This window comes from Halomonas sp. PAMB 3264 (assembly GCF_031954245.1).
GTDB lineage: Bacteria > Pseudomonadota > Gammaproteobacteria > Pseudomonadales > Halomonadaceae > Vreelandella.
Genome location: NZ_CP134866.1, coordinates 2,543,349 through 2,567,026, shown reverse-complemented (window position 1 = coordinate 2,567,026; position 23,678 = coordinate 2,543,349). Strand labels below are relative to the sequence as shown.

23 protein-coding genes and 7 tRNA genes are annotated in these 23,678 nt (G+C 60.4%); 20 read left to right on the top strand and 10 right to left on the bottom strand.

Features of this window, described 5'->3' with window-relative positions; all coding sequences use genetic code 11:
- Window positions 1–70: 70 nt before the first annotated feature.
- From htpX to msrB, 4 genes are all read right to left on the bottom strand, one after another.
- Window positions 71–973: a protease HtpX gene (gene htpX, locus RN347_RS11650; protein ID WP_263586649.1), complete on the bottom strand. Its 903-nt coding sequence runs from the start codon at window positions 971–973 to the stop codon at window positions 71–73.
- A 78-nt stretch (window positions 974–1,051) separates the two neighbouring features.
- Window positions 1,052–2,314, bottom strand: a complete 1,263-nt coding sequence (locus RN347_RS11645; RefSeq protein WP_409365755.1) for a pyridoxal phosphate-dependent aminotransferase — start codon at window positions 2,312–2,314, stop codon at window positions 1,052–1,054.
- Window positions 2,315–2,374: 60 nt separating this feature from the next.
- Window positions 2,375–3,376: a ribosome biogenesis GTPase YlqF gene (gene ylqF, locus RN347_RS11640; protein ID WP_311958318.1), complete on the bottom strand. Its 1,002-nt coding sequence runs from the start codon at window positions 3,374–3,376 to the stop codon at window positions 2,375–2,377.
- Between the two features lie 112 nt (window positions 3,377–3,488).
- The gene (gene msrB, locus RN347_RS11635) at window positions 3,489–3,887 is read right to left on the bottom strand and encodes a peptide-methionine (R)-S-oxide reductase MsrB (protein WP_263586652.1); all 399 of its coding nucleotides are present in this window, start codon (window positions 3,885–3,887) and stop codon (window positions 3,489–3,491) included.
- Window positions 3,888–4,243: 356 nt separating this feature from the next.
- On the opposite strand from msrB, the gene RN347_RS11630 reads away from it, so the two are divergent.
- The 16 genes from RN347_RS11630 to RN347_RS11555 all read left to right on the top strand — a co-directional run bounded on the left by RN347_RS11630 (window position 4,244) and on the right by RN347_RS11555 (window position 12,141).
- Window positions 4,244–4,319 (top strand) — tRNA-Glu (locus RN347_RS11630).
- Window positions 4,320–4,342: 23 nt separating this feature from the next.
- Window positions 4,343–4,417, top strand: a tRNA-Gly gene (locus RN347_RS11625).
- Window positions 4,418–4,423: 6 nt separating this feature from the next.
- A tRNA-Glu gene (locus tag RN347_RS11620) sits at window positions 4,424–4,499 on the top strand.
- A gap of 22 nt (window positions 4,500–4,521) precedes the next feature.
- Window positions 4,522–4,596: transfer RNA gene (locus tag RN347_RS11615), tRNA-Gly, on the top strand.
- A gap of 21 nt (window positions 4,597–4,617) precedes the next feature.
- Window positions 4,618–4,693: transfer RNA gene (locus RN347_RS11610), tRNA-Glu, on the top strand.
- A gap of 22 nt (window positions 4,694–4,715) precedes the next feature.
- A tRNA-Gly gene (locus tag RN347_RS11605) sits at window positions 4,716–4,790 on the top strand.
- A 166-nt stretch (window positions 4,791–4,956) separates the two neighbouring features.
- Window positions 4,957–5,919: an ABC transporter ATP-binding protein gene (locus RN347_RS11600; RefSeq protein ID WP_311958317.1), complete on the top strand. Its 963-nt coding sequence runs from the start codon at window positions 4,957–4,959 to the stop codon at window positions 5,917–5,919.
- Window positions 5,916–6,689 (top strand): ABC transporter permease, encoded by a 774-nt coding sequence (locus tag RN347_RS11595; protein ID WP_311958316.1) that lies wholly within the window; start codon window positions 5,916–5,918, stop codon window positions 6,687–6,689. The genes RN347_RS11600 and RN347_RS11595 overlap by 4 nt, the downstream gene beginning before the upstream one ends.
- A gap of 10 nt (window positions 6,690–6,699) precedes the next feature.
- Window positions 6,700–7,533 carry an NADPH-dependent 7-cyano-7-deazaguanine reductase QueF gene (gene queF, locus RN347_RS11590; RefSeq protein WP_311958315.1) on the top strand — a complete coding sequence of 278 codons (834 nt, stop codon included), beginning with the start codon at window positions 6,700–6,702 and terminating at the stop codon, window positions 7,531–7,533.
- Between the two features lie 56 nt (window positions 7,534–7,589).
- A complete protein-coding gene (locus RN347_RS11585) occupies window positions 7,590–8,150 on the top strand; it encodes a nitroreductase family protein (protein ID WP_311958314.1) in 561 nt (186 codons plus the stop codon).
- Window positions 8,151–8,172: 22 nt separating this feature from the next.
- Entirely contained in the window at window positions 8,173–8,676 is a 504-nt protein-coding gene (locus tag RN347_RS11580) for a YiiD C-terminal domain-containing protein (protein ID WP_311958313.1), read from the top strand.
- A gap of 92 nt (window positions 8,677–8,768) precedes the next feature.
- A tRNA-Ser gene (locus tag RN347_RS11575) sits at window positions 8,769–8,856 on the top strand.
- A gap of 186 nt (window positions 8,857–9,042) precedes the next feature.
- The gene (locus tag RN347_RS11570; protein ID WP_311958312.1) at window positions 9,043–9,366 is read left to right on the top strand and encodes a hypothetical protein; all 324 of its coding nucleotides are present in this window, start codon (window positions 9,043–9,045) and stop codon (window positions 9,364–9,366) included.
- A 360-nt stretch (window positions 9,367–9,726) separates the two neighbouring features.
- A complete protein-coding gene (gene dcm / locus RN347_RS11565; RefSeq protein WP_311958311.1) occupies window positions 9,727–11,160 on the top strand; it encodes a DNA (cytosine-5-)-methyltransferase in 1,434 nt (477 codons plus the stop codon).
- A gap of 79 nt (window positions 11,161–11,239) precedes the next feature.
- Complete coding sequence (locus RN347_RS11560; RefSeq protein WP_263586660.1) at window positions 11,240–11,698, top strand: very short patch repair endonuclease; 459 nt, start codon at window positions 11,240–11,242, stop codon at window positions 11,696–11,698.
- Window positions 11,699–11,868: 170 nt separating this feature from the next.
- Window positions 11,869–12,141 carry a hypothetical protein gene (locus RN347_RS11555; RefSeq protein WP_263586661.1) on the top strand — a complete coding sequence of 91 codons (273 nt, stop codon included), beginning with the start codon at window positions 11,869–11,871 and terminating at the stop codon, window positions 12,139–12,141.
- Window positions 12,142–12,226: 85 nt separating this feature from the next.
- On the opposite strand, the gene luxS is transcribed toward RN347_RS11555, so the two are convergent.
- The 6 genes from luxS to RN347_RS11525 all read right to left on the bottom strand — a co-directional run bounded on the left by luxS (window position 12,227) and on the right by RN347_RS11525 (window position 18,532).
- A complete protein-coding gene (luxS, locus tag RN347_RS11550; protein WP_263586662.1) occupies window positions 12,227–12,751 on the bottom strand; it encodes an S-ribosylhomocysteine lyase in 525 nt (174 codons plus the stop codon).
- Between the two features lie 352 nt (window positions 12,752–13,103).
- On the bottom strand, window positions 13,104–13,256 hold the full coding sequence (locus RN347_RS11545; protein WP_252109172.1) for a metallothionein: 153 nt from the start codon (window positions 13,254–13,256) through the stop codon (window positions 13,104–13,106).
- A 760-nt stretch (window positions 13,257–14,016) separates the two neighbouring features.
- Complete coding sequence (locus RN347_RS11540; protein ID WP_263586663.1) at window positions 14,017–14,232, bottom strand: hypothetical protein; 216 nt, start codon at window positions 14,230–14,232, stop codon at window positions 14,017–14,019.
- Window positions 14,233–14,553: 321 nt separating this feature from the next.
- Entirely contained in the window at window positions 14,554–16,008 is a 1,455-nt protein-coding gene (locus RN347_RS11535; RefSeq protein WP_263586664.1) for a DASS family sodium-coupled anion symporter, read from the bottom strand.
- A 289-nt stretch (window positions 16,009–16,297) separates the two neighbouring features.
- Window positions 16,298–17,560 carry a M20/M25/M40 family metallo-hydrolase gene (locus RN347_RS11530; RefSeq protein WP_311958310.1) on the bottom strand — a complete coding sequence of 421 codons (1,263 nt, stop codon included), beginning with the start codon at window positions 17,558–17,560 and terminating at the stop codon, window positions 16,298–16,300.
- A 51-nt stretch (window positions 17,561–17,611) separates the two neighbouring features.
- Window positions 17,612–18,532, bottom strand: a complete 921-nt coding sequence (locus RN347_RS11525) for a LysR family transcriptional regulator (RefSeq protein WP_311958308.1) — start codon at window positions 18,530–18,532, stop codon at window positions 17,612–17,614.
- A gap of 398 nt (window positions 18,533–18,930) precedes the next feature.
- On the opposite strand from RN347_RS11525, the gene RN347_RS11520 reads away from it, so the two are divergent.
- The 4 genes from RN347_RS11520 to RN347_RS11505 are packed head-to-tail and all read left to right on the top strand — an operon-like array spanning window position 18,931 to window position 23,588.
- Window positions 18,931–19,896 (top strand): TAXI family TRAP transporter solute-binding subunit, encoded by a 966-nt coding sequence (locus RN347_RS11520; RefSeq protein ID WP_311958307.1) that lies wholly within the window; start codon window positions 18,931–18,933, stop codon window positions 19,894–19,896.
- Between the two features lie 23 nt (window positions 19,897–19,919).
- Window positions 19,920–21,824 (top strand): TRAP transporter fused permease subunit, encoded by a 1,905-nt coding sequence (locus RN347_RS11515; protein ID WP_311958306.1) that lies wholly within the window; start codon window positions 19,920–19,922, stop codon window positions 21,822–21,824.
- Window positions 21,821–23,251 carry an acyclic terpene utilization AtuA family protein gene (locus RN347_RS11510; RefSeq protein ID WP_311958305.1) on the top strand — a complete coding sequence of 477 codons (1,431 nt, stop codon included), beginning with the start codon at window positions 21,821–21,823 and terminating at the stop codon, window positions 23,249–23,251. Before RN347_RS11515 ends, RN347_RS11510 begins: the two co-directional genes overlap by 4 nt.
- Window positions 23,238–23,588 (top strand): hypothetical protein, encoded by a 351-nt coding sequence (locus tag RN347_RS11505; protein ID WP_311958304.1) that lies wholly within the window; start codon window positions 23,238–23,240, stop codon window positions 23,586–23,588. Before RN347_RS11510 ends, RN347_RS11505 begins: the two co-directional genes overlap by 14 nt.
- Window positions 23,589–23,678 lie beyond the last annotated feature (90 nt).

The window sequence follows — 23,678 nt, the reverse complement described above, 5'->3', positions numbered from 1 at the left end:
TCCAGGGCGCCTCGCGATCGCGTAGCAAGTGTTTTTAAAAGGGCTGGCTACGAGGGTCGGCTATAAGCGCTTATTGGCGATAGGCCGCTTCCTTCAACGCGCGAATGCGCTCATCCAGCGGCGGGTGGCTGGCAAAGAGTTTCTCCAGAAGCGAGCGGGTCTGGCCCTTGGTGATCGCCATGGCGCGCATGGTGTCGGGCATTTGATCCGGCATCTCGGTTTCGGCTTTCAAACGCGCCAACGCGTTGACCATGGCGTTGGTGCCCGCAAGCCTGGCGCCGGCTTCATCGGCGCGATACTCGCGAAAGCGCGAAAACCAGGCGACGATGGCCGAGGCGATGATGCCAAAGACGATCTCCGCGACCATGACCACCGCAAAGTAGCCCATGAACCCAAGCCCGCCTTCGCTGCCGCGGCTTTTCAAGAAGCCGTCGAGCAGGTGCGCCACGGCCCGGGCGAAGAACATGACGAAGGTGTTGACCACGCCCTGAATCAGCGCCAGCGTCACCATGTCGCCGTTGGCCACGTGACCGATTTCGTGGGCCAGTACCGCGCGTACCTCGTCCGGGCGCATGCGGTTGAGTAGCCCCGCGGATACCGCGACCAGCGCATCGTTTTTGTTCCAGCCGGTGGCGAAGGCGTTGGACTGCTGCGCCGGAAAGATACCGACTTCTGGCGTCTTGATGCCCGCCTCGCGGGAAAGCTCGGCCACGGTGTCCACCAGCCACTGTTCGGTGGAATTGGAGGGCGCCTCGATCAGCACGGTGCCGGTGGAGCGCTTGGCCAGCCACTTCGACATGAACAGCGAGATCATCGAGCCCGCCATGCCAATGATGAAGCAGAACAGCAAAAGGCCGGTGAAGTTGATGCCCTGACTTCGTAAATAGCCTTCCACGCCAAACAGGCGCAGCGTAAAGCTTGCTACCAGCACCACCGCAAGGTTGGTGGCCAGAAACAGCAGAATACGCATCATCGTAGTGGTCTCCTTCAGGATTTTAAACGGTTGACGTTCAGCGGTTAGAGTCGGTTATCGCGCGCCAGTTTCCAGCGTCTACTGACGATAGCGGGATAAAAAGTTGGCGAACCGATCCAGCGCGTCGCCAAGCTGATCCGCCCAGGGCAGGGTGACGATCCGCACGTGGTCGGTATCCGGGGCGTTGAAGGCGCTGCCCTGTACCAGCAGGATTTTCTCCTGCAGCAGCAGATCCAGCACCAGCTGCTGATCATCTTTGATATTGAAGATCGCCGGGTCCAGCCGCGGAAAGGCGTAGAGCGCGCCCTTGGGTGTGACGCAGGATACCCCGGGAATGGCGTTGAGCTTTTCCACGGTGATATCGCGCTGGGCCAGAAGTCGCCCGCCGGGCAGCACCAGATCGTTGATCGACTGATAGCCGCCGAGCGCCGTTTGAATGGCGTGCTGAGCCGGCACGTTGGCGCACAGACGCATCGAGGCGAGCATGGTCAGGCCCTGTATGTAGTCCCGCGCCCGCTTTTTGGCCAGCGTGCCGGAAATGGTCATCCAGCCGGAGCGAAAGCCGGCGCAGCGGTAGCTCTTGGACAGCCCGTTCATGGTGATCACGAGCTGGTCGTCATCGGCAAGCGCGCCGGTGGCGGTGTGCTCGACGCCGTCGTAAAGGATCTTGTCGTAGATTTCATCGGAAAATACGACCAGCTGGTGCTCCTGGGCGACCTTTAACACCTGGCGAACCACCTCCGGCGGGTAGACGGCGCCGGTCGGGTTGTTGGGGTTGATCAGCACGATCGCCCGCGTGCGGCTGGTGACTTTGGCGCGAATGTCGTCGATGTCCGGTGCCCAGTCGGCCTGCTCGTCGCAGCGGTAGTGAACGCCGTGGCCGCCGGACAGGTGCGCCGCGGCGGTCCAGAGCGGGTAGTCCGGTGCGGGAATCAGCACTTCGTCGCCGTCGTTCAAAAGTGCCTGCATGCACATCACGATCAGCTCGGAAACGCCGTTGCCGATATAGATGTCCTCGATGCCCACACCGGGAATCTCCTTGCGCTGGCACTCCTGCATGATCGCCTTGCGCGCCGAGTAGAGCCCCTTGGAGTCACAATAGCCCTGAGCGGTGGGCAGGTTGCGCATCACGTCCTGAAGAATCTCTTCGGGCGCTTCGAACCCGAAGGGGGCGGGGTTACCGATGTTGAGCTTCAGAATGCGTTGACCTTCGTCCTCCAGCCGTTTGGCGTGCTCGAGAACGGGGCCGCGAATGTCATAGCAGACGTTGTGCAACTTGTTCGATTTCATGAGCGGCTGCGGCTCTGTGAGCGATGAGTCTACGGGGTGCGTCGTGTCCATGAAGTGTCCCAGAGTACCTTGGTTGGTCGGGTTATTGGTCAACGGGGTCGATCGACGAAGTCATTGATCATTATGCGCGTGAGGGCCTGCGCTGTCTGCGCCCAATTCGGCGCTATCGTCGGGCGTCTCACCTGCATCGATCTCGTCCGTCGGGGCGGGGATGTCGTCCGGGGTTTCCAGCGTAATGCGCCCGAGTTTGCCGTCGCGAAGCTCGTGCAGCAGTACCTCGCTTCCGCGGTGCCAGTCCACCTCGCCGCCGGGGCGCAGGCCGCCGCGCTTGGCGGCGATCTCCTTGAGGATCGCGTGGCCGTCGAAGCCCGCCAGGGCGAGAAAGTCCGGGCGCGTGGGGCCGTCGGCGTCGACGCTCTGAGGCGTTGGGAGCGCCTCGTAAACCGGCAGCGCCTTGAGCTTGTAGCGGCTCTTGAGCGCCTCGGGATAGCGTTTGGCGAGCTCGGCGCAGGCGACGATCGCCACGTCCACGTACTCGATGGCGGTGTCGCGAATGGCGCCGCTGGCGGCCAGCCGGTAGGCGCTCGCCTGATCCTCGATCTTGGGCCACAGTACCCCGGGCGTGTCGATCAGCGCCACGCGCCCGTCGATGCGCACCTTCTGCTGGCGCTTGGTGACCGCCGGCTCGTTACCGGTCTTGGCGATCTTGCGCCCGGCCAGGCCGTTGATCAGCGTGGATTTACCCACGTTGGGAATGCCCATCACCATCACGCGCACGTCGCGGTCCGCGCGCACCGCGCCGGCAAGCTCGTGGCAGAGCTTGGGGATCTTCTTGAGTTCGCGGCTCTGGGTGGTGGTCACCGCCAGCGCTCGGGTGTCGGGTTGGGCATCGAAATGCGCGACCCATTCGCTGGTGCGCGTCGGGTCGGCCAGATCCGCCCGGGTCAGAATCTTCAAAACCGGCTTGTGGCGGGTCAACTCGGCCAGCATCGGGTTGGCGCTGGAGTAGGGCAGACGCCCATCGAGCACCTCGATGACCACGTCGATTTCCGGCAGCGCCTCCTTGATCTGGCGGCGGGCCTTGTTCATGTGTCCGGGAAACCAGCCGAGCATGGAACTCTCCTGAAAGCGCAATCAAAGGGCAAAAAAACGGGCTGCCATTCTATCAGAATGCCAGCCCGCGAGTGCGCGACTCATGTGGATGCGCCGGAAACCGGGGGCGCCATTACTCGTTGGGGTGAAACTCCAGCGACACCGAATTGATACAGTAGCGAAGCCCGGTAGTGTCCGGCGGCCCATCCGGGAAGACGTGGCCCAGGTGGGCATCGCAGTGTGAGCAGACGACCTCGGTACGGGTCATGCCGTGGCTCGTATCGCTGTGCTCTTCGACGCTGTGGCTCCCCAGCGGCCGGTCGAAGCTTGGCCAGCCGCAGCCAGCCTCGAACTTGTGCTCGTTTTCAAACAGCGGTGCATGACAGCAGACGCAGTGATAAATGCCCTGTTCGTCGCTGACCTGATAGTCGCCGGTGAACGGACGCTCGGTGCCTTTTTCCCGCGCCACGCGGTACTGCTCGGCGCTGAGCTCGCTGCGCCACTGCTCCGGCGTTTTTTCGATCTTGGCCATGGGCGCCTCCTTGATGGCGTGTGTCGGTAAAGCGTTGGTTCTTCAAAGCGATAGGTATCGCTTGGACTGCTCATGACGGCATAGGGTTCAGTTTAGGCGATAAGCGCGGCTTTACCCAACCGGCGCACGGTGAGCGGCCAGTGGCTTGTAACAAGCGCCGCGCCTGCGATGGGAAGAAGGGAAGAAGGGAAGAAGGGAAGAAGGGAAGAAGGGAAGAAATAAAGAAGGGCGGCGGCGCTGTACGCCAGCTCGATACTCGGGCCGAGCGTAAGTAAACTCACAAACTGAAAATCAGTGGCTTGACATCAAAAGGTCCTCTGAGTAATATACGCGCCACCTCGACGAGGCAATGAAACGTCCCATTCGTCTAGTGGTCCAGGACACCGCCCTTTCACGGCGGTAACAGGGGTTCGAACCCCCTATGGGACGCCACTTCATCGTCAAGGTATCGGAGTGCGGGAATAGCTCAGTGGTAGAGCATCGCCTTGCCAAGGCGAGGGTCGAGAGTTCGAATCTCTTTTCCCGCTCCATAACGTGTCCCATTCGTCTAGTGGTCCAGGACACCGCCCTTTCACGGCGGTAACAGGGGTTCGAACCCCCTATGGGACGCCACTCCGAACGCGAAAATTGATAAGCGGGAATAGCTCAGTGGTAGAGCATCGCCTTGCCAAGGCGAGGGTCGAGAGTTCGAATCTCTTTTCCCGCTCCAAGCGTCTTGTGACGTTGATGTGTCCCATTCGTCTAGTGGTCCAGGACACCGCCCTTTCACGGCGGTAACAGGGGTTCGAACCCCCTATGGGACGCCAATTTCGCGCCTTCCAGTACTAAGCGGGAATAGCTCAGTGGTAGAGCATCGCCTTGCCAAGGCGAGGGTCGAGAGTTCGAATCTCTTTTCCCGCTCCAATTTTTTACCCCCTACTTTTCGATCGGTTCGCTATTACACGGTAGCGACGGTTTTGCCGTTTCCGATTTTCAGGCGCGCCCAGCCGTTAGCTTGAAAACGATCCCGACTGCCCCCATCTATGGGCGTTCTATACTGTTTATCCTCTTTTGCTGACAGGACATGTTCATGGCCGAACCGGCATTGTCTATCCGTGGCCTTACCAAAGTGTACGGCAACGGCTTTCACGCCCTGAAGGGTATCGATCTCGACGTCCAGCAGGGCGATTTTTTTGCGCTGTTGGGGCCCAACGGAGCGGGGAAGTCGACCACCCTGGGGGTGGTGTGCTCGCTGGTGCAAAAAACCGAAGGCAAGGTCTCCATCTTCGGTATCGACATCGACAAGGACTTCGCTAAAGCCAAATATCAGCTTGGCGTGGTGCCCCAGGAGTTCAATTTCAGCCAGTTCGAGAAAGTGCTGGATATTGTCATGGCCCAGGCGGGCTACTACGGCATGAAGCGCAGCGAGGCGCTTCCGCGGGCCAAACAGCTTCTCACCGACCTCGGCCTTTGGGACAAGCGAAACGGCAGCGCGCGCATGCTCTCCGGTGGCATGAAGCGGCGCCTGATGATTGCCCGCGCCCTGATGCACCGCCCGAAGCTCCTGATTCTCGACGAGCCCACCGCCGGCGTGGACATCGAGCTCAGGCGCAGCATGTGGGAGTACATGCGCCGCCTGAACCGCGACGAAGGCACCACCATCATCTTGACCACGCACTACCTGGAAGAGGCCGAAAGCCTGTGTCGTAACATCGCCATCATCAATAATGGCGACATCGTGCGTAACACCAGTGTGCGTGAGCTGCTCGCTGAGCTCGACATCGAAACCTTTCTGCTCGACCTGGCCGAGCCGATCACCACCGTACCCGAAATCGAAGGCTTCGCGATCCAGCAGATCGAGCCGTCGCAGCTTTCGCTGGCGATCGAGCGGGGCCAGGAGCTCAACACCGTGTTCGAGGCGCTCAGCGCCCAGGGCATCAAGGTGGTGTCGATGCGCAACCGCGCCAACCGGCTCGAGGAAATGTTCGTGTCCATGGTCGAGCAGGGCCAGAAATCCATCGACGAGCCGAGCTCCAGGGAGACCTCCGCATGAACGCAACGCAAACCCTGGTGGCGCTCTGGACGCTGGTGATCAAGGAGATCAAGCGCTTCACTCGGATCTGGCCGCAGACGCTCTTGCCGCCGTCGATCACCATGGCGATGTACTTCATCATCTTCGGCAACCTGATCGGTTCGCGCATCGGCGCGATGGATGGCTTCAGCTACATGGACTTCATCGTGCCCGGCTTGATCATGATGTCGGTGATCACCAACAGCTACTCCAACGTCGCCTCGAGCTTCTTCTCCAACAAGTTTCAGCGCTCGGTCGAGGAGATGATGGTCTCGCCGATGCCCAACTGGGTGATCCTCTCCGGCTTCATTCTGGGCGGTATGGCGCGCGGGCTGGGCGTGGGGCTGATCGTCACGGTCGTGTCGCTGTTCTTTACCAGGCTTAGCCTCGAGCATCCGCTGTTGACCCTGCTGGTGGTCGTGCTGACCTCGGCGCTATTCTCCATCGGCGGCTTCATCAATGCGCTCTTGGCCAACAAGTTCGACGACATCTCGATCGTGCCGACCTTCGTATTGACGCCGCTGACCTATCTGGGCGGGGTGTTCTACTCGATCTCGATGCTGCCGGACTTCTGGCAGGGCGTATCGATGCTCAACCCGATCCTCTACATGGTGAACGTGTTCCGCTACGGCTTTCTGGGCGTGTCGGACATTCCCGTGGGCTGGGCGCTGGCCGCCGTGTTCGCGTTCATCGTCGTGCTGTTCACCGTCGCGCTGTTCATGCTCGAGCGCGGTCGCGGCATTCGCAGTTAAGGAGTCTGTCATGGCACACCGCCCCGATACTCTGGAACACGCGCCCCTGGGGCGCGATTCCGCCTACCCGGAGCAGTATGACGCGGCGCTGCTCTTCCCCATTGCCCGCGCCGCCAACCGGGCGCCGCTGGGCATCGAGGAGGGCGCGCTGCCCTTCATCGGCGAGGACGAGTGGCACGCCTTCGAAGTGTCCTGGCTCAATGGTCGTGGCAAGCCCGTCGTGGCGGTGGCGCGCTTCACGCTGCCGGCAAGCTCGCCGAACCTGATCGAATCCAAATCCTGGAAGCTCTACCTCAATAGCTTCAATCAGACGCGCTTTGAAAACATCGACGCGGTGCGAGGCGTTTTGAAAGAGGACCTTTCCCGTGTGGCCGGTGCCGCGGTAGGCGTCGAGCTTTTCGACGTGGACGATGCCGCCCTCGACCCGGTGCGCCTGCCCGGCGAATGCCTGGACGCGCTTGATATCGCCGTCGACGACTACACCCCGAGCGCGGATCATCTAAGTGCCGATGGCGAAGTCATCGAGGAAACCCTCTACTCGCACCTGCTGAAATCCAACTGCCCGGTCACCGGCCAGCCGGATTGGGGTAGCGTGATGATTCGCTACAAGGGCAAAAAGATCGACCGTGAAGGGCTTCTGCGCTATTTGATCGGCTTTCGCCAGCACCAGGATTTTCACGAGCACTGCGTCGAGCACATCTTTACCGATATGATGCAGCGCGCCGATCCCGAGGAGCTTCTGGTGCTGGCGCGCTACGTACGCCGGGGCGGGCTCGATATCAGCCCCTGGCGGGCCACGAAGGGAATGGCGCCGCCGGGGTCGCTGCGTCTGGCAAGACAGTAAGGCGTTGCGCTAAAGTAGAGCGCTCACCACAGGCCGGCTTAATCAAAGGACGCAGAATGGATGCACTGACGCTTCTTCACGAACGGAGCTCCATGGGCAAGCTCACCGAGCCCGCGCCCAGCGCCGAGCAGCTCGAAGCGCTTTACCAGGCGGCGCTGCGCGCGCCGGATCACAAGGAGCTGCGCCCCTGGCGTTTCATCGAGTTCAGTGGGGAAGGACGCGAGCGCCTCGGCGAGCTGTTCGCCGAAGCGGAGTTCCAGGAAGACCCCAGCGCGTCTGATGATACGCTCAACGCCGCGCGCCAGAAGCCGCTTCGCGCGCCGATGATCATCGCGGTCATCGCCCGCGTGACGCCGGAGCTTCCCAAGGTGCCCAAGATGGAGCAGGTCATCTCCGCTGGCTGCGCCGCCCACGGCATTCTGCTGGCCGCCCACTCGCTGGGGCTGGGCGCCATGTGGCGAAGCGGCAAGTACGCGTTCGATCCGGTCGTGCGCAAGGGGCTGAGCCTAGAGGACGACGACGAAGTGGTCGCGTTCATCTATCTGGGCAGCCTGGGCGGGCGCCACAAGCCGCTGGCCCGCCACGATGTCAGCGACTTCGTCGAGCGCTGGAACTAACCCGATACGTCGAGGAGGTCGCATGGCCACGTCTCGCGAGCCCGGTACGCCATTCCCACGCTTGTCACTTCCCGAAAAGGGGGAGGAGGACCTGGACGCCTTTCAGCGCTGGCTGACCCAGGCGATCCCCATGGTGGACGCCCTCGGTCTCAAAAGAATGAGCCAGAACAACGGCCATCTGGTGTGGGAGCTTGCGCTTGCGCCCTCGCTCAACGACAAGGGCACCGGTTTTGGCGGTGCGCTGACCGCCCAAACTACGCTGCTGGGCTGGTGCTGGACCACGCTCTGGCTTCGCCAGCAGGGCCTGGCGCGCGACGTGGTGGTTGCGGATGCTTCCCAGCGCTTTCTGGCCCCGGTCACTCACGACTACCGGCTGATATGCAAACCCGAAGACCCTCGGGGCCCGGATGATCTCGCAAGCCGCCTCGAAACCCGTGGAAAGGGCCGTATCACGCTGGTGCAGGCGCTCTACTGCCACGACGTTCTCTGTCTGGAGGCCCGCGGTACCTACGCCGTTTTAAGCTGAATGCGGAAAAGACTTGCTATTTAATACCTTAACCCCTAAAATACGCGCCGTTCTGTTGGGAAAGGCAACGCCCGGACCGATAGACAAAATGCGGAGGGGTGTCCGAGTGGTCGAAGGAGCACGCCTGGAAAGTGTGTAAGTCGAAAGGCTTCGAGGGTTCGAATCCCTCCCCCTCCGCCACCGAATATGAAAAGGGGAATCAAGCATCAGCTTGGTTCCCCTTTTTCGTTTCTGGTTTTTAAGCATTTTCCCGGCATGGCTAAAGAGCAGGGTGCTTTGGTTAATCTTTTTATGCTCTTTTCCTGGCTACCAGTGCCTCGCCTCATGCTGATGCAATAATTGTGTAGATCGATACAGGGAGAGCGAATGGTCATTAAAACCGTACTCGCGTTATCCACGTTGGTCCTATCAAACCTGGCCATGGCTGCCGATATACCGCGCTTTAAAGTTGAGGCCATTTGCAAGGAAATTTCTGGCAATAGCCACGAGATGTATGATTTTTGTATTGAGCAGGAGCAAAAGTCCTATGACCAACTGCGCGATAACGCCGAATCGATCGACCCGCGCACGATGCGCAATTGCACCGAGGGCGCTGGCGATAGCTATGAGGTGCTGCTGTTTTGTGTAGAAGATGAAACCAGCGATGACGCCGAGCCCTACAGTCACCCGAAATCCTTCAGCTTCGACTAACTAGCGTAAGGACTGCCTCGCGAAAGGTGGCGCGAGCAAGCGCGACTTGCCGCCAGACGATCTGCAATCGATGAGCGCCCGCCATGTAGGACGGGCGCAGTTGCCTGGTGTTGTCGTCCGTACCGGCGAGAACGGTTTTGCGCAGTGCCACGGGTTTCATTCCAATAGGCTTTCACACCGCTGTAGGCATCGTCATCGGTGACGCTGGCGATGCACAATGGAAAGCTTTTGGTTCTGCCTTCGGTTGGACTTCGGTAGAGCACTTCGACAGCAGTGCCACATTCCTTGGTACCCCTCGCGATCCCCTCCCAATCCGCATACAATCCCTCATCTCGTCACACCTTTGACCCAGAGAGTTTCATGGCCCTTTCTTTCGATACCGATAACGCTGCCGGCGCGGATGAATCGCCCTACGCCGAATTTGGCGAGCACGCGCTGCTGGAAAAGCTGCTGGAAATTTATGACCAGCGGGCGATCGCTGAAGCGCTTTCGGAAGTGGAGCCGGGGCGCTGGTGTCGGGAAACCGTCAACCGCTGGGCGAAGGGGAAGGCGAGCCCAAGTGTGACGCCGGCCGCGCGTCAACGCATGATCGCCATGCTGCCCGCGCCCAAGCCAAACGATATTAAACCGGCGTTTCGCTTTGTGGATCTGTTCGCCGGTATCGGCGGGATTCGCAAAGGGTTCGAGGCGATTGGCGGGGAGTGCGTACTGACCTCGGAGTGGAACAAGTACGCGGTGCGCACCTACAAGGCCAACCACTTTTGCGATCCGCTCAAACATCGCTTCAACGAGGACATTCGCGAGCTGACTCTGAGTGCGGATCTCTCCGTGGACGAAGAGGCGGCTTACCGCCATATCGACCGCCACGTACCGGACCACGATGTGCTGCTGGCGGGCTTTCCCTGCCAGCCGTTTTCGCTGGCGGGCGTGTCGAAGAAGAACTCGCTGGGGCGCAAGCACGGGTTCGAGTGCGACGCTCAGGGCACGCTCTTTTTTGACGTGGCGCGCATTCTCGCGGCCAAGCGGCCGGCGGCGTTCGTGCTGGAGAACGTCAAGAACCTCAAGAGCCACGACCAGGGCAAGACCTTTCGCGTAATCTGCGAAGCACTCGACGAGCTGGGTTACGAGGTGGCCGATGTCGATGCGCCGAAAGGGCGCGATCCAAAAGTGATCGATGCCAGGCACTTCGTTCCGCAGCACCGCGAGCGCATCGTGCTGGTCGGCTTTCGCCGCGACCTGAACGTTCACGAAGGCTTCAGCCTGAAAGAGATCGCCAACCTCTACCCGGAACATCCGCCGTGCTTTGGCGAGCTGCTCGATGCCGAGGTCAACGACAAGTACGTGCTCACGCCCAAACTCTGGGAGTACCTCTACAAGTACGCCCAAAAGCATCGCGAAAAGGGCAACGGTTTCGGCTTTGGGCTGACGCGTGAGAATGATGTGGCCCGCACGCTCTCGGCGCGCTATCACAAGGATGGCTCGGAGATTCTGGTCGACCGCGGATTCGACGACGCCGAGGATTTTTACACTGATGCCAACCAGCGTAACCGGCCCAGGCGGCTCACGCCTCAGGAGTGCGCGCGGCTGATGGGGTTCGATGCGCCCGGCGAAAGCCGCTTCGTCATTCCGGTCTCCGATACCCAAGCGTATCGCCAGTTCGGCAACTCGGTGGTCGTGCCGGTGTTCGAAGCCGTTGCCCGGCTGATGAAACCGCGCCTTCTCGCCGCCGTTAACATAGAAGCAAACCGTCCAATACAGAAAGAGTCCCAACTCGAAACACCGCTGGCGCGCTAGCTTTTGCTAGAGGTCTGGCGCGGCGGTAAAGGTAGGCCGAGCGTGCTACGCTTTGAAGACCTTCCCGGCGGATACTCGCATGACCGACATCGTTGATCGTTCCACGCGTTCGAAAATGATGGCTTCCATCAAGGGCAAGAACACCGCGCCGGAGCGCTTCGTGCAGGCCGAGCTCGAACGGCGCCATATGTCCTTCGAGGCGCACTCGGTCGAGCTTCCCGGCAAGCCGGACGTGATCCTTCCGCTTTATCAGGTCGCACTTTTCGTCAACGGCTGCTTCTGGCACCGCCACCAGGGCTGCTTCTACGCCACCACGCCGGCCAGCCAGAAAACGTTCTGGCAGGAGAAACTGGGCGAAAACGTCGAGCGCGACGTGCGCAAGCGCGCCGAGCTCGAAGCGCTGGGTTGGCGGGTGATCGTCGTGTGGGAGTGCGGGGTCAAGCACTGCCCGGATCAGTTCGAGGAGGTGGTGGAGGCGATCGAAGGCGAGCTTACCCTGACCGAGTGGCCCGAGAAGCCGCCGCGAGTACGCGAGTGACCCGTGTCAGCGCCAACTTCATTACATGGATTAAACAACCGCCTTCATTTGTCTCGATCTGGCGCTGTGCCCGCGCTAAATCCCCCATCTTTGCTACCCTGATAGGGCTGTCGGCCATGGTCGGCGGCGGTAATGGAGCAACGACACTCATTGGATGATCGAGGTATTTCATGGCGGACTTTCAGCGTATCAATCTGAGCCTGGACCACTACAGCTGGGACGACATCCCGAGCAACGACCCGCGCGTGAGCGGCGAGCCGGAAGAGAGCACGACCTTCGACCCCAAACACGGAAGCGAAGTGCTCTATATGCTGAACATGGTGCTTTCCGCCTCGGCGCCGATCTCCGCGCTGCACAAGGGAGAGGAACTGATTCGCGATGAGCTGCCCGCCGGCTCGCAGGACCAGTTTGCGGTCAAGAAGTGGCTCGACGAGCGCCTCTAAACGATGTAAAGACAGGCAGCTCAAGCGCTGCCGAAAATGAAAAAGCCCCGCCATGGCGGGGCTTTTTAGCATCCGGGCCTACGCGTTATTTGACATCGTTGCCCAGTGCCGACAAACGCTCTTCGCTCAGCGCGATATCCGCGTTCTTGTTCACGCCGATGCCCTGGTCGATGATGTTCTGGGCGATCTGCTTGGCATCGTCCAGCGAGTGCATCACGTAGGTGCCGCACTGGTATTCGTTGAGCTCGGGAATTTCGTCCATGCGGTTGAGTGCCAGCACATCGCGCATGGAGGCAAGCCAGGCCTCGCTGACGCGCTCTTCCGAGGGGCTTCCCAGAAGGCTCATGTAAAACCCGGTACGACAGCCCATGGGCGAAATGTCGATGATCTCGACGCCGTCGCCGTTCAAGTGGTTGCGCATGAAACCGGCAAACAGGTGCTCCAGGGTGTGGATGCCTTTTTCACCCATCATGTCTTCGTTGGGCTTGTTGAAGCGCAGATCGAACACGGTGATGGTGTCGCCAGAGGGAGACGTCATGGTCTTGGCAACGCGAACCGCCGGGGCGTTCATGATCGTGTGATCGACGGTAAAGCTATCGAGTAGTGGCATGGGAGCTCCTTGGTGTCATCGATGGGGGCCGTTTGAAGTGGCGCCTGCCTCAAACAGGGATACAACGAGAGCGGGGCGCTTCGAGCGCCCCTTCGTCTCGTTCGATTTAGCGGTCTTAAAAAGGCAGCGCGCCGCTAAAGCCGATGCCCAGCACGGCAATGATGACGATGATAACAACGATGGCGGTGGTTGATGGCATTTTCTTTCCCTGATCCGTTGGTTAAACCCTCAAAGCTTAGTGCAAGGTGCCTGGTTACGCACGGCGCATTCCCTCGCGGTGCTTCGCTATACAAAAAGCGCCCGATCGTCGATGACGACCGGGCGCTCGGCTAACGCTACGCTTTAAGCGGCGTTAGCCGCACTGACAGTTATGGCCGCAGTCGGCGCTGCCGTCTGTGTGGCCAATGGCGCAGGACTGGCAACAAAAACGTTGACCATCTTTTTCGATGGACTCCGCGTTAACGGCGCACTCGCATTTGGGGCATGCACACTGTTGTTCAGACATAACGACCTCCTTGGTGGACACTCTTGAGCGTAGTGGTCTGATGCGGTGTTATGTAATTGCTATTTCCAGGAAAATTTCGATCCAGCCGATCAGGGCGCGGTGTTTGGGCTATCGTGAACGGGAAAGAGCTTTACGGCCGGTTTTGGAGCAGATACGAAAAAGCACCCTTAAAAAAAGGGTGCTTTTTCGTTGCCTCTGCTGGCCTTCCCTGTATTTTGCTTGCTCGTCCTGAGCTTCTCATTTCCTTGAGACGTAAACGCTCGATCCTGAGCTATTTTCATCCTTGAACGCTGGGTACTCATCCTGAGTACGTTCACTCCTTGAAGACTTCGTTCTTCCTGAACGGGCGATCCTTCGCGAAGCGGTTTCCTTACCGCGAACACTACAGACTATAGAACAACGCCAAGGCGTGTACAAGATAAAATTATATTTTTATTGTACCTGCCTAGTACGTAAATGATTCCGGTGTAGAAAACCGGGCCTCTGTCCAAATTTTGCTCATATTTTGCGGCGTTATCGCTTTGTAGGCTAAAAAACCGGTAAATTTCGGCATTGGTTAACCCAGGATAAATCGTTTGCCCTCTATAGGGTCCACTGTGTGCGCACTGCTTAGGGAGAAGCGAGAAGGAAGAGGCGAACAGGAGGTTTGCACTCACAAGGATGCATGAGCGGGACGTTTATGGAGCAGGGTTAAGGAAGATTCGGGGAAGCCCCGGCCGCTATCGGCCGGGGCTTTTTTAGTGCGCTGGCGTTTTGGTGCTCAACAGGCCTTGTCCAGATACTGCGGGCCGAGCTGATCAAGCGGTACGTCCATACCGGTTTGGCACGCCAGACAGCGCAGAGTCGCGCTTTGCTTGCCGGTACCTTCCAGACGAAAATGCTTGAAATAGACCGTTTTGACGGTTTCCGCGTTTCCGCAATGGCGACAGATGATATCCAAACCGCCCACGGTATGACTGATCATGATATCCCGCACGCTAACCTCCTGCTGTTATTGAGTTGTGGGGTCTCGCGTAAAAGAGCTCAATTCCCTTTGCCCTTGCTACTCTTTCAGCATAAGCGGGTTCTCGCGCTGTGCCACTGATTTGGGTTAACAAGCGCGTTTTAATTTTGTCATGCGGCTGACACATTGCGAGCGCATGGTAGGCAAGACGCCGGGAGGGCGCAGGAGGGAGCAAGCAGGATGCTGGCTAAACCAGGGAGGCGCGACAGGAGGTTGCGAAAGTCTTCAGGGAGGACATGCTCGTACTGGACCCGGCCGGATGGCCGGGTCTTTTTTTGTGGGTAAGCCAGCGCCTTACAGGGGCGAGGGCAGCAGTAGCGGTACGATGAAGTAGACGAACAGCGTAATCACCAGGGCGCTTACGATGTTCATGATAAAGCCGGCCTTGGCCATCTGCTTGATGGTGATGCGCCCGCTCGAGAACACCGCGGCGTTGGGCGGCGTCGAGATCGGCATCATGAACGCGCAGGTGGTGGCCAACGCCACCGCTACCATCAACCCCAGCGGGTTGCCGGTGGTGATCGCCGAGGCAAGCCCAGCGGTAATCGGAATCGCCATGTTGGCCGTCGCGGTATTGGAGATGATCTCGGTGAGAAATAGCATCAAGGCCACCATGAACAGCAGCAGCCAGAAGTAGCTCACCCCATCCAGCAGTTCGAGCTGGTCGCTGATCCAGCCGGTCAGGTCACTGGCGCTGAACGCCGCCGCCAGCGCCATGCCGCCACCCCACAGGATGAAAAGCCCCCAGGGAAGGTTTTTCATGTCATCCCAGATCAGAAGGCTACGATTTTCGTGGTGCGCAGGAATGATGAACAGCGACACCGCCGCGATCACCGCGATCAGCGTGTCGTTGATGGGCAGATCGAAATACGGCGCCAGCCAGCCACGCAGCGCCCAGGCAAGCGCGGTGATGACGAATACGCCAAGCACACGCTTTTCGTTGCGCGTGATCGGCCCCAGCGCTTCAAGCTCTTGGGCGACGAAGTTCACCTCCAGGCGGCTGTTGGGCACTTTCGAGTAGACGCGTGTGAGATAAAGGTACAGGAAGATCAGCAGCAAGAGCGTGAGCGGCAGCGCAAAGATCATCCACTGCAAAAAGCTGATCTCGACATCGAAGAACTGCGGAATCATCGCCACCACAATGGCATTGGGCACTGAGCCGATGATGGTGGCAAGCCCGCCGATCGACGCCGAGTAGGCCACGGTCAACAGCAGCGTGCGCGCAAAGGCGTCGCGCTGGTTCTTCTCGAACTGGTCGCGCTCGTCGAGTTCGCCTAAAAGCGCCACGGCAATGGGGAGCATCATCAGCGCCGTGGCGGCGTTGGAGATCCACATCGAGAGAAACGCCGAGGCGATCATCACCCCCAATACGATGCTTCGAAGGCTGTTGCCGATGCGGTTGACGATCGAAAGCGCAATGCGCCGATGCAGGTTCCAACGCTCGATGGCGATCGCCAGGATGAAGCCGCCCATGTACATGTAGATGACCGGGTTGGCATAACCCACCACCGCCTCGTCCATGGGCATGACGCCGGTCAGCGGCAGCAAAATCATGGGCAGAAAGGAGGTGACCGGAATGGGCACCGGCTCGGTCACCCACCAGACGGCCATCCAGACAGTCAAACCCAACACGATACGCGGCATCGGATCGATCAGCGTGGTCGGCATCGCGAACTGAACAAGCGCGAATAGTAGCGGCCCCGCCAGTAGCGGCACCCAGCGGCGCCACTGGTCGGTCAATGAACTCATGGCTAACTCCCTGAAAAAGATAAGCGAATACGTAACAAATCGTTGGCGAGCGGGATGCTACCACTTACGTCTATAAAACGTTGGTCGAATGCATACGACTTTGGTCGTGTATGGCTTGCGCCTTTGGGGAGCCACATGAAGGGGGAAACGGGCTGGACCCGTGCTGAGTCAAGGGAGGGAAGGGTGCTGAAAAAAGGCGCTGGAAAAGGGAGCAGGAGAAGGGTGCAGGAGAAGGGCGGTAGAGGATTGGCCCAAAGTGAAGCCCCCGGCGTGGCCGGGGGCAGATGCCTTACTTGTCGTCGTTCTCTTTTTCGCTGTCAGGCTTGTCGCTGCCCTTGTGGACAAGCTCACTTGCCTGGTCGAGCCGTGGGTGGTGATCAAAGAACAGCTCGTTGATGTTATCGACCTTGTCGAGCAGCTGGATCGTCTCGGCCAGTACGTGAATCGCGGCCAGCACGTCCTGAGTATTGCCGCTTTCGGAGATGGTGTGCATGTTGCGCGTTGGAAAGCCCAGCGAGGTCGCGGCGCTATCGATGGAGGCAAGGACGCTGGCCATCCCGTCGGTGCCGGTGTCCACGCCGACGATATCGCGCTGCATGGGAATATCCTTCTGGCGCGCGGTTTCGGCGATGATGCGGTTGAGCTGCTCGCTGGCGATCGAGCCGACGGACAGCGTAAAGCCCTTGCCCATCTCCAGCGCCTGCATGCGCTTGTCGCCGATGCCCGGGGCGGCCACGTAGTCGTGGTTGACGTCGATGCCGATCAGCGCGTCGGGTTTGAGATCACCGGCCAGCACGCGGCTACCGAAGCGGCCAATCTCCTCGTAGCTTGCGATGGCGAACATCACGCGCACGTTGTTCGTGCCGCCGGCTTCGGCCACCAGGCGCGCCACTTCCGCGGTGACGAAGCAGCCCAGGCCGTTATCCAGGTAGGCGCCGTAGAAGGTGTTGGGGCTGAAACCTTTTTTGATCGGGCGGTTGAAGATGATCGAATCGCCCGGGCGCACGCCCAGGTTCAGCACCTGCTGCTTCTTGTTCTCGCCGTGAATCTGCAGATCCAGATAGATCTGCTCTTTCTTGATGCCTTTCTCGCCGCTTCTGACACCGGGGTCGGAAAAGTGGATGGCGCCCAGCGCCTCGACGGTGCCGCCTTCCAGCCGGCGATAGCTGCCCGGCGCCTCCGGGTCCTCGCTGAACAGGATGACTTCGTGGCCGATCAGCACCGTCGGCAAAAACGAGTCGGTGTTGATCCAGATCTTGCCGTCCTCGCCGATCGAGCGCACCTGCATGCGGATCTTGTCGGCGTGGCCCACCAGCATGATCTTGAACATATCGTCCTGGCCCGGGTGGGTATCCAGCACCACGCCGGCGTTGCCACGATACTGATGAAGCTTCCACTCCTCTGGGGCAAAACTCTCGAAATAGGGCTTCAAGACGCCGTAGGTCATCGCGCCTTCGAGCCCGACCGGGCTGGGGGCGGCAATGATGTTGCGCATCAAATCGAACTGCGCCTCGGGCATTGGCTGCGTCCAGGGTTTGGCGCTTTCGCTCATGTAAAACTCTCCATGTTGGCTTGTGAGTAGGCTATCCAGTTTGGCACAAATCTAGCGAGAACGTGTGCCGTTAGTCGGCCTTGAGCCATCATCGACGGCGTGAATCAGCTCGAACAGCGCCCGCGCTGCACTGGACAGCGGATGGCGCCGGCTTAAGACAATACCAAGCTCGCGAGGCGTGTTCGGCGCTACCAGCGGCCGGTGGCCGATACCTGCTACCGCGATCTGACGAAAGCTCAGCGCAGGAAGTACGCTAATGCCAAGCCCCGCCGCGACCATGCGGCCAACCGTGGCGATCTGGCTGGCATCGCAAAGAATATCGAGCTTGACGCCAACGCTAGCCACTATGCGATCGATATCCTGACGCGAGCTCGATAGCCGATTGATGCCGATGAAAGGGTAGTCCCCCAACTGCGCCCACTCTATATGCGTTTGCTGACCAAGCGTGTGGCCTTCAGGGAAAACCGCCACGTAGCGGTCGACCCATATGGGCTCGAAGCTTAGATCGTCTGCGTTCTGAGGCTCGACGGAAAGCCCGAAGTCGGCGCGACCCTCGCGCACCATTTGATTGATCTGCTCGGCCAGCACGTCGTGAAGGCTCAGATTGATGCGGGGATAGGTTTCGTGAAAGCGCTTGAGCACGCTTGGAAATATCCCCGCAGCCAGTGTCGGCAGTGCGGCAACCGCCACCTTGCCGCGCTGCTTGGAGAACTGCTCACCGAGATCCTCGAAGGCCTCGTGCCAATCGCTGAGAAGACGCTGCGCGACGGGCAAAAACGCCTCGCCTTCCGGCGTCAACCCGAGCTGACGGCTGGTGCGAGCAAACAGCGCTCCGCCCACGCTCTCCTCGAGCTTTTTTAGCGCGATGGAGATGGCGGGTTGGGAAAGGTGCACGCGCTCGCTGGCTTCGCTAAAGCTCCGCGATTGGGCCACCGCCACGAATACTTGAAGCTGTTTGATGCTGGTTGTCATCTAAATATCAAACCCCGGCCTGAGAGAGCGTGCTCACAAGAAAGCGTGTGTAAAAGGCCGCCATTTATGGACCGCTCAAGGGTAACGAGAATGACTTCCTAGAGCGGATAACGCCGGACGCAAGACCCTTACAGAGAACATTTTTTCTGAGACTTTAGTTTATATAGGCATTAACTAAAGTAACTTTTGCTATTGCTGTACCGCAGCAAACGCCCATATATCAGGCACTAAAAAGATGCATTTCTTTATTTTAGTAAATAAAACAAAATTTAAAAACAATTTAATATACAAAATAGTGGTCAGCCCTCACTTTGAGCTATCGCTTAGAAAAGCGTTCCTGAACCGCTACTTACCTTTTACCTCAAAATAAAAACGGCCCTTGTGGCCCGGGAGTCACCATGAAAACGCTACTCACCGCCGTTGTCGCCAGTACCGCGCTGGTCGCCGCCGCTGTCAGCCATGCCAACGAGCGTCTACTGATCGGGTCGACCTCCAGCTCGTCGAGCCATTACAGCTACTTCGTCGCCGTCAACCAGATCATCAACAATCAGGTCGAAAACATCAGCTCGTCGGTAGCTGAAACTGGCGCAGCGGTGGACAACCTTCGCCGTCTTGGCCGCCACCAGATCGATATGGGGTTGGTGACCACCAATATCGGCTACCACGCCTACGCCGGTGAGCAGGAGTTCGACGGGCGACCAGTCGATAGCCGTTTGCTGTGGGTCTACACCGTGGCACCGCAAAACACCGTGATGCGCGAAGACGCCGGCGTCACTACCTTCGCGGAGTTGGACGGCGTGCGCTTCAATCCGGGGATCACCGGCTCGGCTACCGAAAAGACTACCGAAGCGGTCATGACGACGCTGGGCATCGAGCCCGACTATGTGCGCGGCTCGACTACCGACATTGTCGATTCGATGAAGGATGGTCGCGTCATGGGCTCGGTGAAGTCTGGCGTGGGGAACCGCCTCGACGGCTCCACCATGGACATTTCCACGTTCACACCCATCAGCGTGCTTTCGCTCGATGACGAGCAGGCCCAAACCCTGCGTAACGAGATGCCTGATCTGGCAATCGTCGACGTACCCGAAGGCGCCGGCGACGGTATCCCGGCCTACACCACTTGGGCATTCGGCGTTGCCGTTCACGCGCATCCGGATATGAGCGAGGAGACCGCCTACGAAATCGTCAAGGCGGTCATGGAAAATCCGGAGCCGCAGGTCAACGCCTTCTCGGCAATGGAAGACGCGGATATCGCCCAAATGACCCTTGAGGTAGGCACGGTACCGCTGCACGCCGGTGCCGCGCGTTATTTCGAAGAGCAGGGTTACGAGATTCCCGAGGCGCTGCAGCCGGCCCAGTAAGTCGCCGATAGAGGACGAAGTTCATGCGAGACCTACTCGTCAAAGGGCTGGCGCTGACGCTTGGCGGCCTGATCCTTTTTACTTCCGCGACCGGGCCTTTTGAAAGCCTGGTTCAGCGCAGTCTCTTTCTTGCGCTGGTCATTCTTCTGGGGCTTGCCGTTTACCCCTTGGGCGACGGCAAGCGCTGGCGCCCGATTGGTATCGCCATCGATCTGGTGCTGGCGGTGGGCGTGGTGCTCGCCTGCGGCTACGTGGCGCTCAATTACGAGCAGATTCTGGTCGAGCTGCCCTGGGCCACGCCGCGGGACATGGTGCTGGCCGGTGTGCTGCTGGTCGCCATTCTGGAGCTTTCCCGCCGGGCGATTGGCTGGATCTTTCCAATGCTGGTAGTGGCCGGGCTCGCCTACGCCTGGTTTGGCTCGATGATTCCCGGGCCGCTGGGTCACCGCGGATTCGATCTTTACTACATGACCGAAACGATCTACTTGGGCGATCTAGGTGTTTGGGGCATGCTGGTAGGCGTGGCCGCCACTACCATCGCTGCATTCGTGCTGTTTGGCTGTCTGCTGCTGCACACCGGCGGCGGTAATACCTTCATGGACTTGGCGCTGCGCATCAGCGGGCGCTCGCCGGGCGGCGCGGCCAAGGTAGCGACCGTGGCCTCCGGGCTTTTCGGCATGGTCAGCGGCAGCGCCGTGGCCAACGTGGCCACGACCGGCAACTTCACCATTCCAATGATGAAACGGCTGAACTACCCGCGGCCCTTTGCGGCGGGCGTGGAAGCGGTGGCCTCCACCGGCGGGCAGATCGCGCCGCCGATTTTAGGAGCCGCAGCCTTCATCATGGCCGAGATCATCGGCGAGAGTTACTTGCGCATTGCCCTGGCGGCGCTGCTGCCGGCGGTACTTTTCTATCTGGGCGTGTTCTTGACGATCCACCTGGTGGCCAAGCGCCGCGAGCTCAAGGTGGTGCCCGAAGACGAGCTGCCGCCATGGGCAGAGATACGCCGGCCCGAGCGGATCATCCCGATTCTGGCCGCGCTCGGCGGGCTCTTTTACGGGGTGCTGAGCGGGCGCTCGATTCAGATGTCGGCGTTCTACGGCATCCTGATGACAGTGCTGACCTTCGTGCCTTTCGCGCTGATTGCGCACATGCCGCTCAAGGAGGTCGTCGGCAAGCTCGTGGGCGGGCTGGTCGATGCGGGCAAAGGGATGGTCATCATCGGCGTGCTGTTGGCCGGCGCACAGATTCTGGTAGCCATGATCGGCATGACCGGGATCGGCGTGACGCTGGCGAGCCTGATCGTCAACGTAGGCGGCGAGTCGCTGTTTCTCGTGGCGCTGATCGTCGGCGGGGTCTGTCTGATTCTCGGCATGGGTATCCCCACCACCGCCGCCTACGTGCTGGTCGCGTCAGTACTGGCGCCGGCGCTGACGACCATCGGCGTCGAGCCGCTTATCGCGCACCTGTTCGTGTTCTATTTCGCGACGCTGTCGGTCATCACGCCGCCGGTCTGCATTGCCGTGTTCGTTGCCTCGGGCATCGCCGGTACCAACTGGTTGCCGTCGGCGGTAGAGGCGGTACGCCTGGCCGCCGCGATCTATGTCATTCCGTTTCTGCTGTTGATCTACCCGGCGCTGGCGGGCTTCGGCTCGGCCTGGGATATCGTGCTGGCAAGCTCGCAGGGCATCGTGTTCGTCGTGGCCTTCGCCGCGCTCATGTCGCGGGTCATGATGACCGGCCACCGCGTGGTGGACGCGCTGGCCCTGGCGCTGGTGATTGGTCTAGCGCTCATTCCGGGATGGCTGACCACGCTCAGCGCGCTGATCATCATCGCGGGGCTTTTCTGGCGCCGTCGCCAGCTGCTCGATGACGGCGTGGCGCCGACAACGCCTGCGCCTCAACCTCTCAAGGAGCACACCACATGAGCTTTTTACTGGGTAGCGGGGCCGGGTTCTCCGGCGATCGCACCGATGCGGCCGAGGCGGTGGTGGCGGAACTCATCCGGCGAGGAAAGCCCGCCGCTCTGGCCTTCGAAACGCTGGGCGAGCGCACGCTGGCCGCGGCGCACCGCGCCATGCGCGAAGACCCGGCGCAGGGGTTCGAGCCGCTGATCGAAGAGTTTTTGCCGCCGGTGCTGCGTGACTGCGTCGATCACGGCATCACCATCCTGGGCAATTTCGGCGCCGCCAACCCCGAAGGTGCCTGCGCGCTGGTCAAAAAGCTGGCCGAGGCCGCAGGCCGCCCGGATATCGCCATCGCCCAGGTGCATGGCGACGACATCCGCGACCGGCTGCGCTCGCTCGACCTGACGCCCTGGGAGGCGGAGCGCCAGGCGCTGCCTGACGATAGTGCGCTCATTTCGGCGAACGTTTATCTCGGCGCTAAGGCGCTGGTCGAGGCGCTCTCGCTTGAGGCCGACATCGTCGTCACCGGGCGCGTCGCCGACCCCGCGCTCTTTCTGGCGCCCCTGATGCACCATTTTCAGTGGCGCTGGAATGACTGGGATCGGCTCGCTTGCGGCATGATGGCCGGGCACCTGGCCGAGTGCGGTGCCCAGGTCAGCGGCGGATACTTCGCCGACCCGGGGCTCAAGGACGTACCGAGTCTCGCCACCGTCGGCTATCCGATCATCGAGGTGGAAGAAAACGGGCGTATTCTGGTGACCAAACCCGAAGGAAGCGGGGGGCTCGTGACCGAGCAGACTGTCAAGGAGCAGCTTCTGTACGAGGTGCACGACCCGGCCAACTACCTGACGCCGGACGTGGTGGTCGATTTGTCCAACGCGACCGTGCGCCAGCTCGGCCTGGATTGCGTGGAAGTGAGCGGCATTCGCGGCAAGCCGGCGCCTGCGCGTTTGAAAACCACCGTGTGCTACGACGGCGGCTGGCAAAGCGAGGCGGAGATCTCCTACGCCGGGCCCAACGCGCTCGAGCGCGCGCGGCTCGCCGCCCGGGTGCTGCGCGAGCGGCTGGCGTTTCGTGCCCCGGCGGAGCTACGCACGCGTTTCGACATCATCGGCCTTGCGAGCGTGTTCGACAGCGATGACGGCGAGCTTCAGCGTCTGGCGGCCCCGGCCAATCCCGACGGCGATTACCGCCTGCGTCTGGCCGCCGAACATCCGGAACGGCGCTGGGTCGCGCGCGCGACCCAAGAGCTGCTGGCGCTTTACTGCGCGGGGCCGGCGGGCGGCGGTGGCGTGCGACGTCAGTTCCAGCGGCGGGTGTTTACCGCCTCATATCTGGTGCGGCGCGACGACGTTCATGATTACGCCCGCTTATTCGACGTTAGATCACAAAACGCCCCGCCGCAAAATGCCCATGACCAAAGAGGAGCCACCCATGCTGCAGACTGAAACGTCGCAACAGGCGCGCGTCGTGAAAACGACGCCGCTTCATCAGCTGGCTCACGCCAGGGCCGGGGACAAGGGCGACCGGCTCAACATCGCGCTTTTCGCTTACCGGCCGGAGGATTACGACCTGCTCGTGAGCGAGCTCGACGAGGCCCGGGTACTTGCGCTTTTTCAGCACCGCGGCGCTAGCCGCGTTCGCCGCTACCTGCTGCCTCACTTGGGTGGCATGAATTTCGTCATCGACGATGTGCTGCAGGGCGGGGTCAACGGTGCGCTCAACCTGGACGGCCACGGCAAGACGCTCTCCTTTATACTGCTTGGCGTGGATATTACGCGCTGACTCGACTTAGGTGGTCATGACGGCTGGCGCCGGACGCCTTATCATGCGTAGATGGTTCAACAATAATGCATATAAGGTAACGGAGCCGCC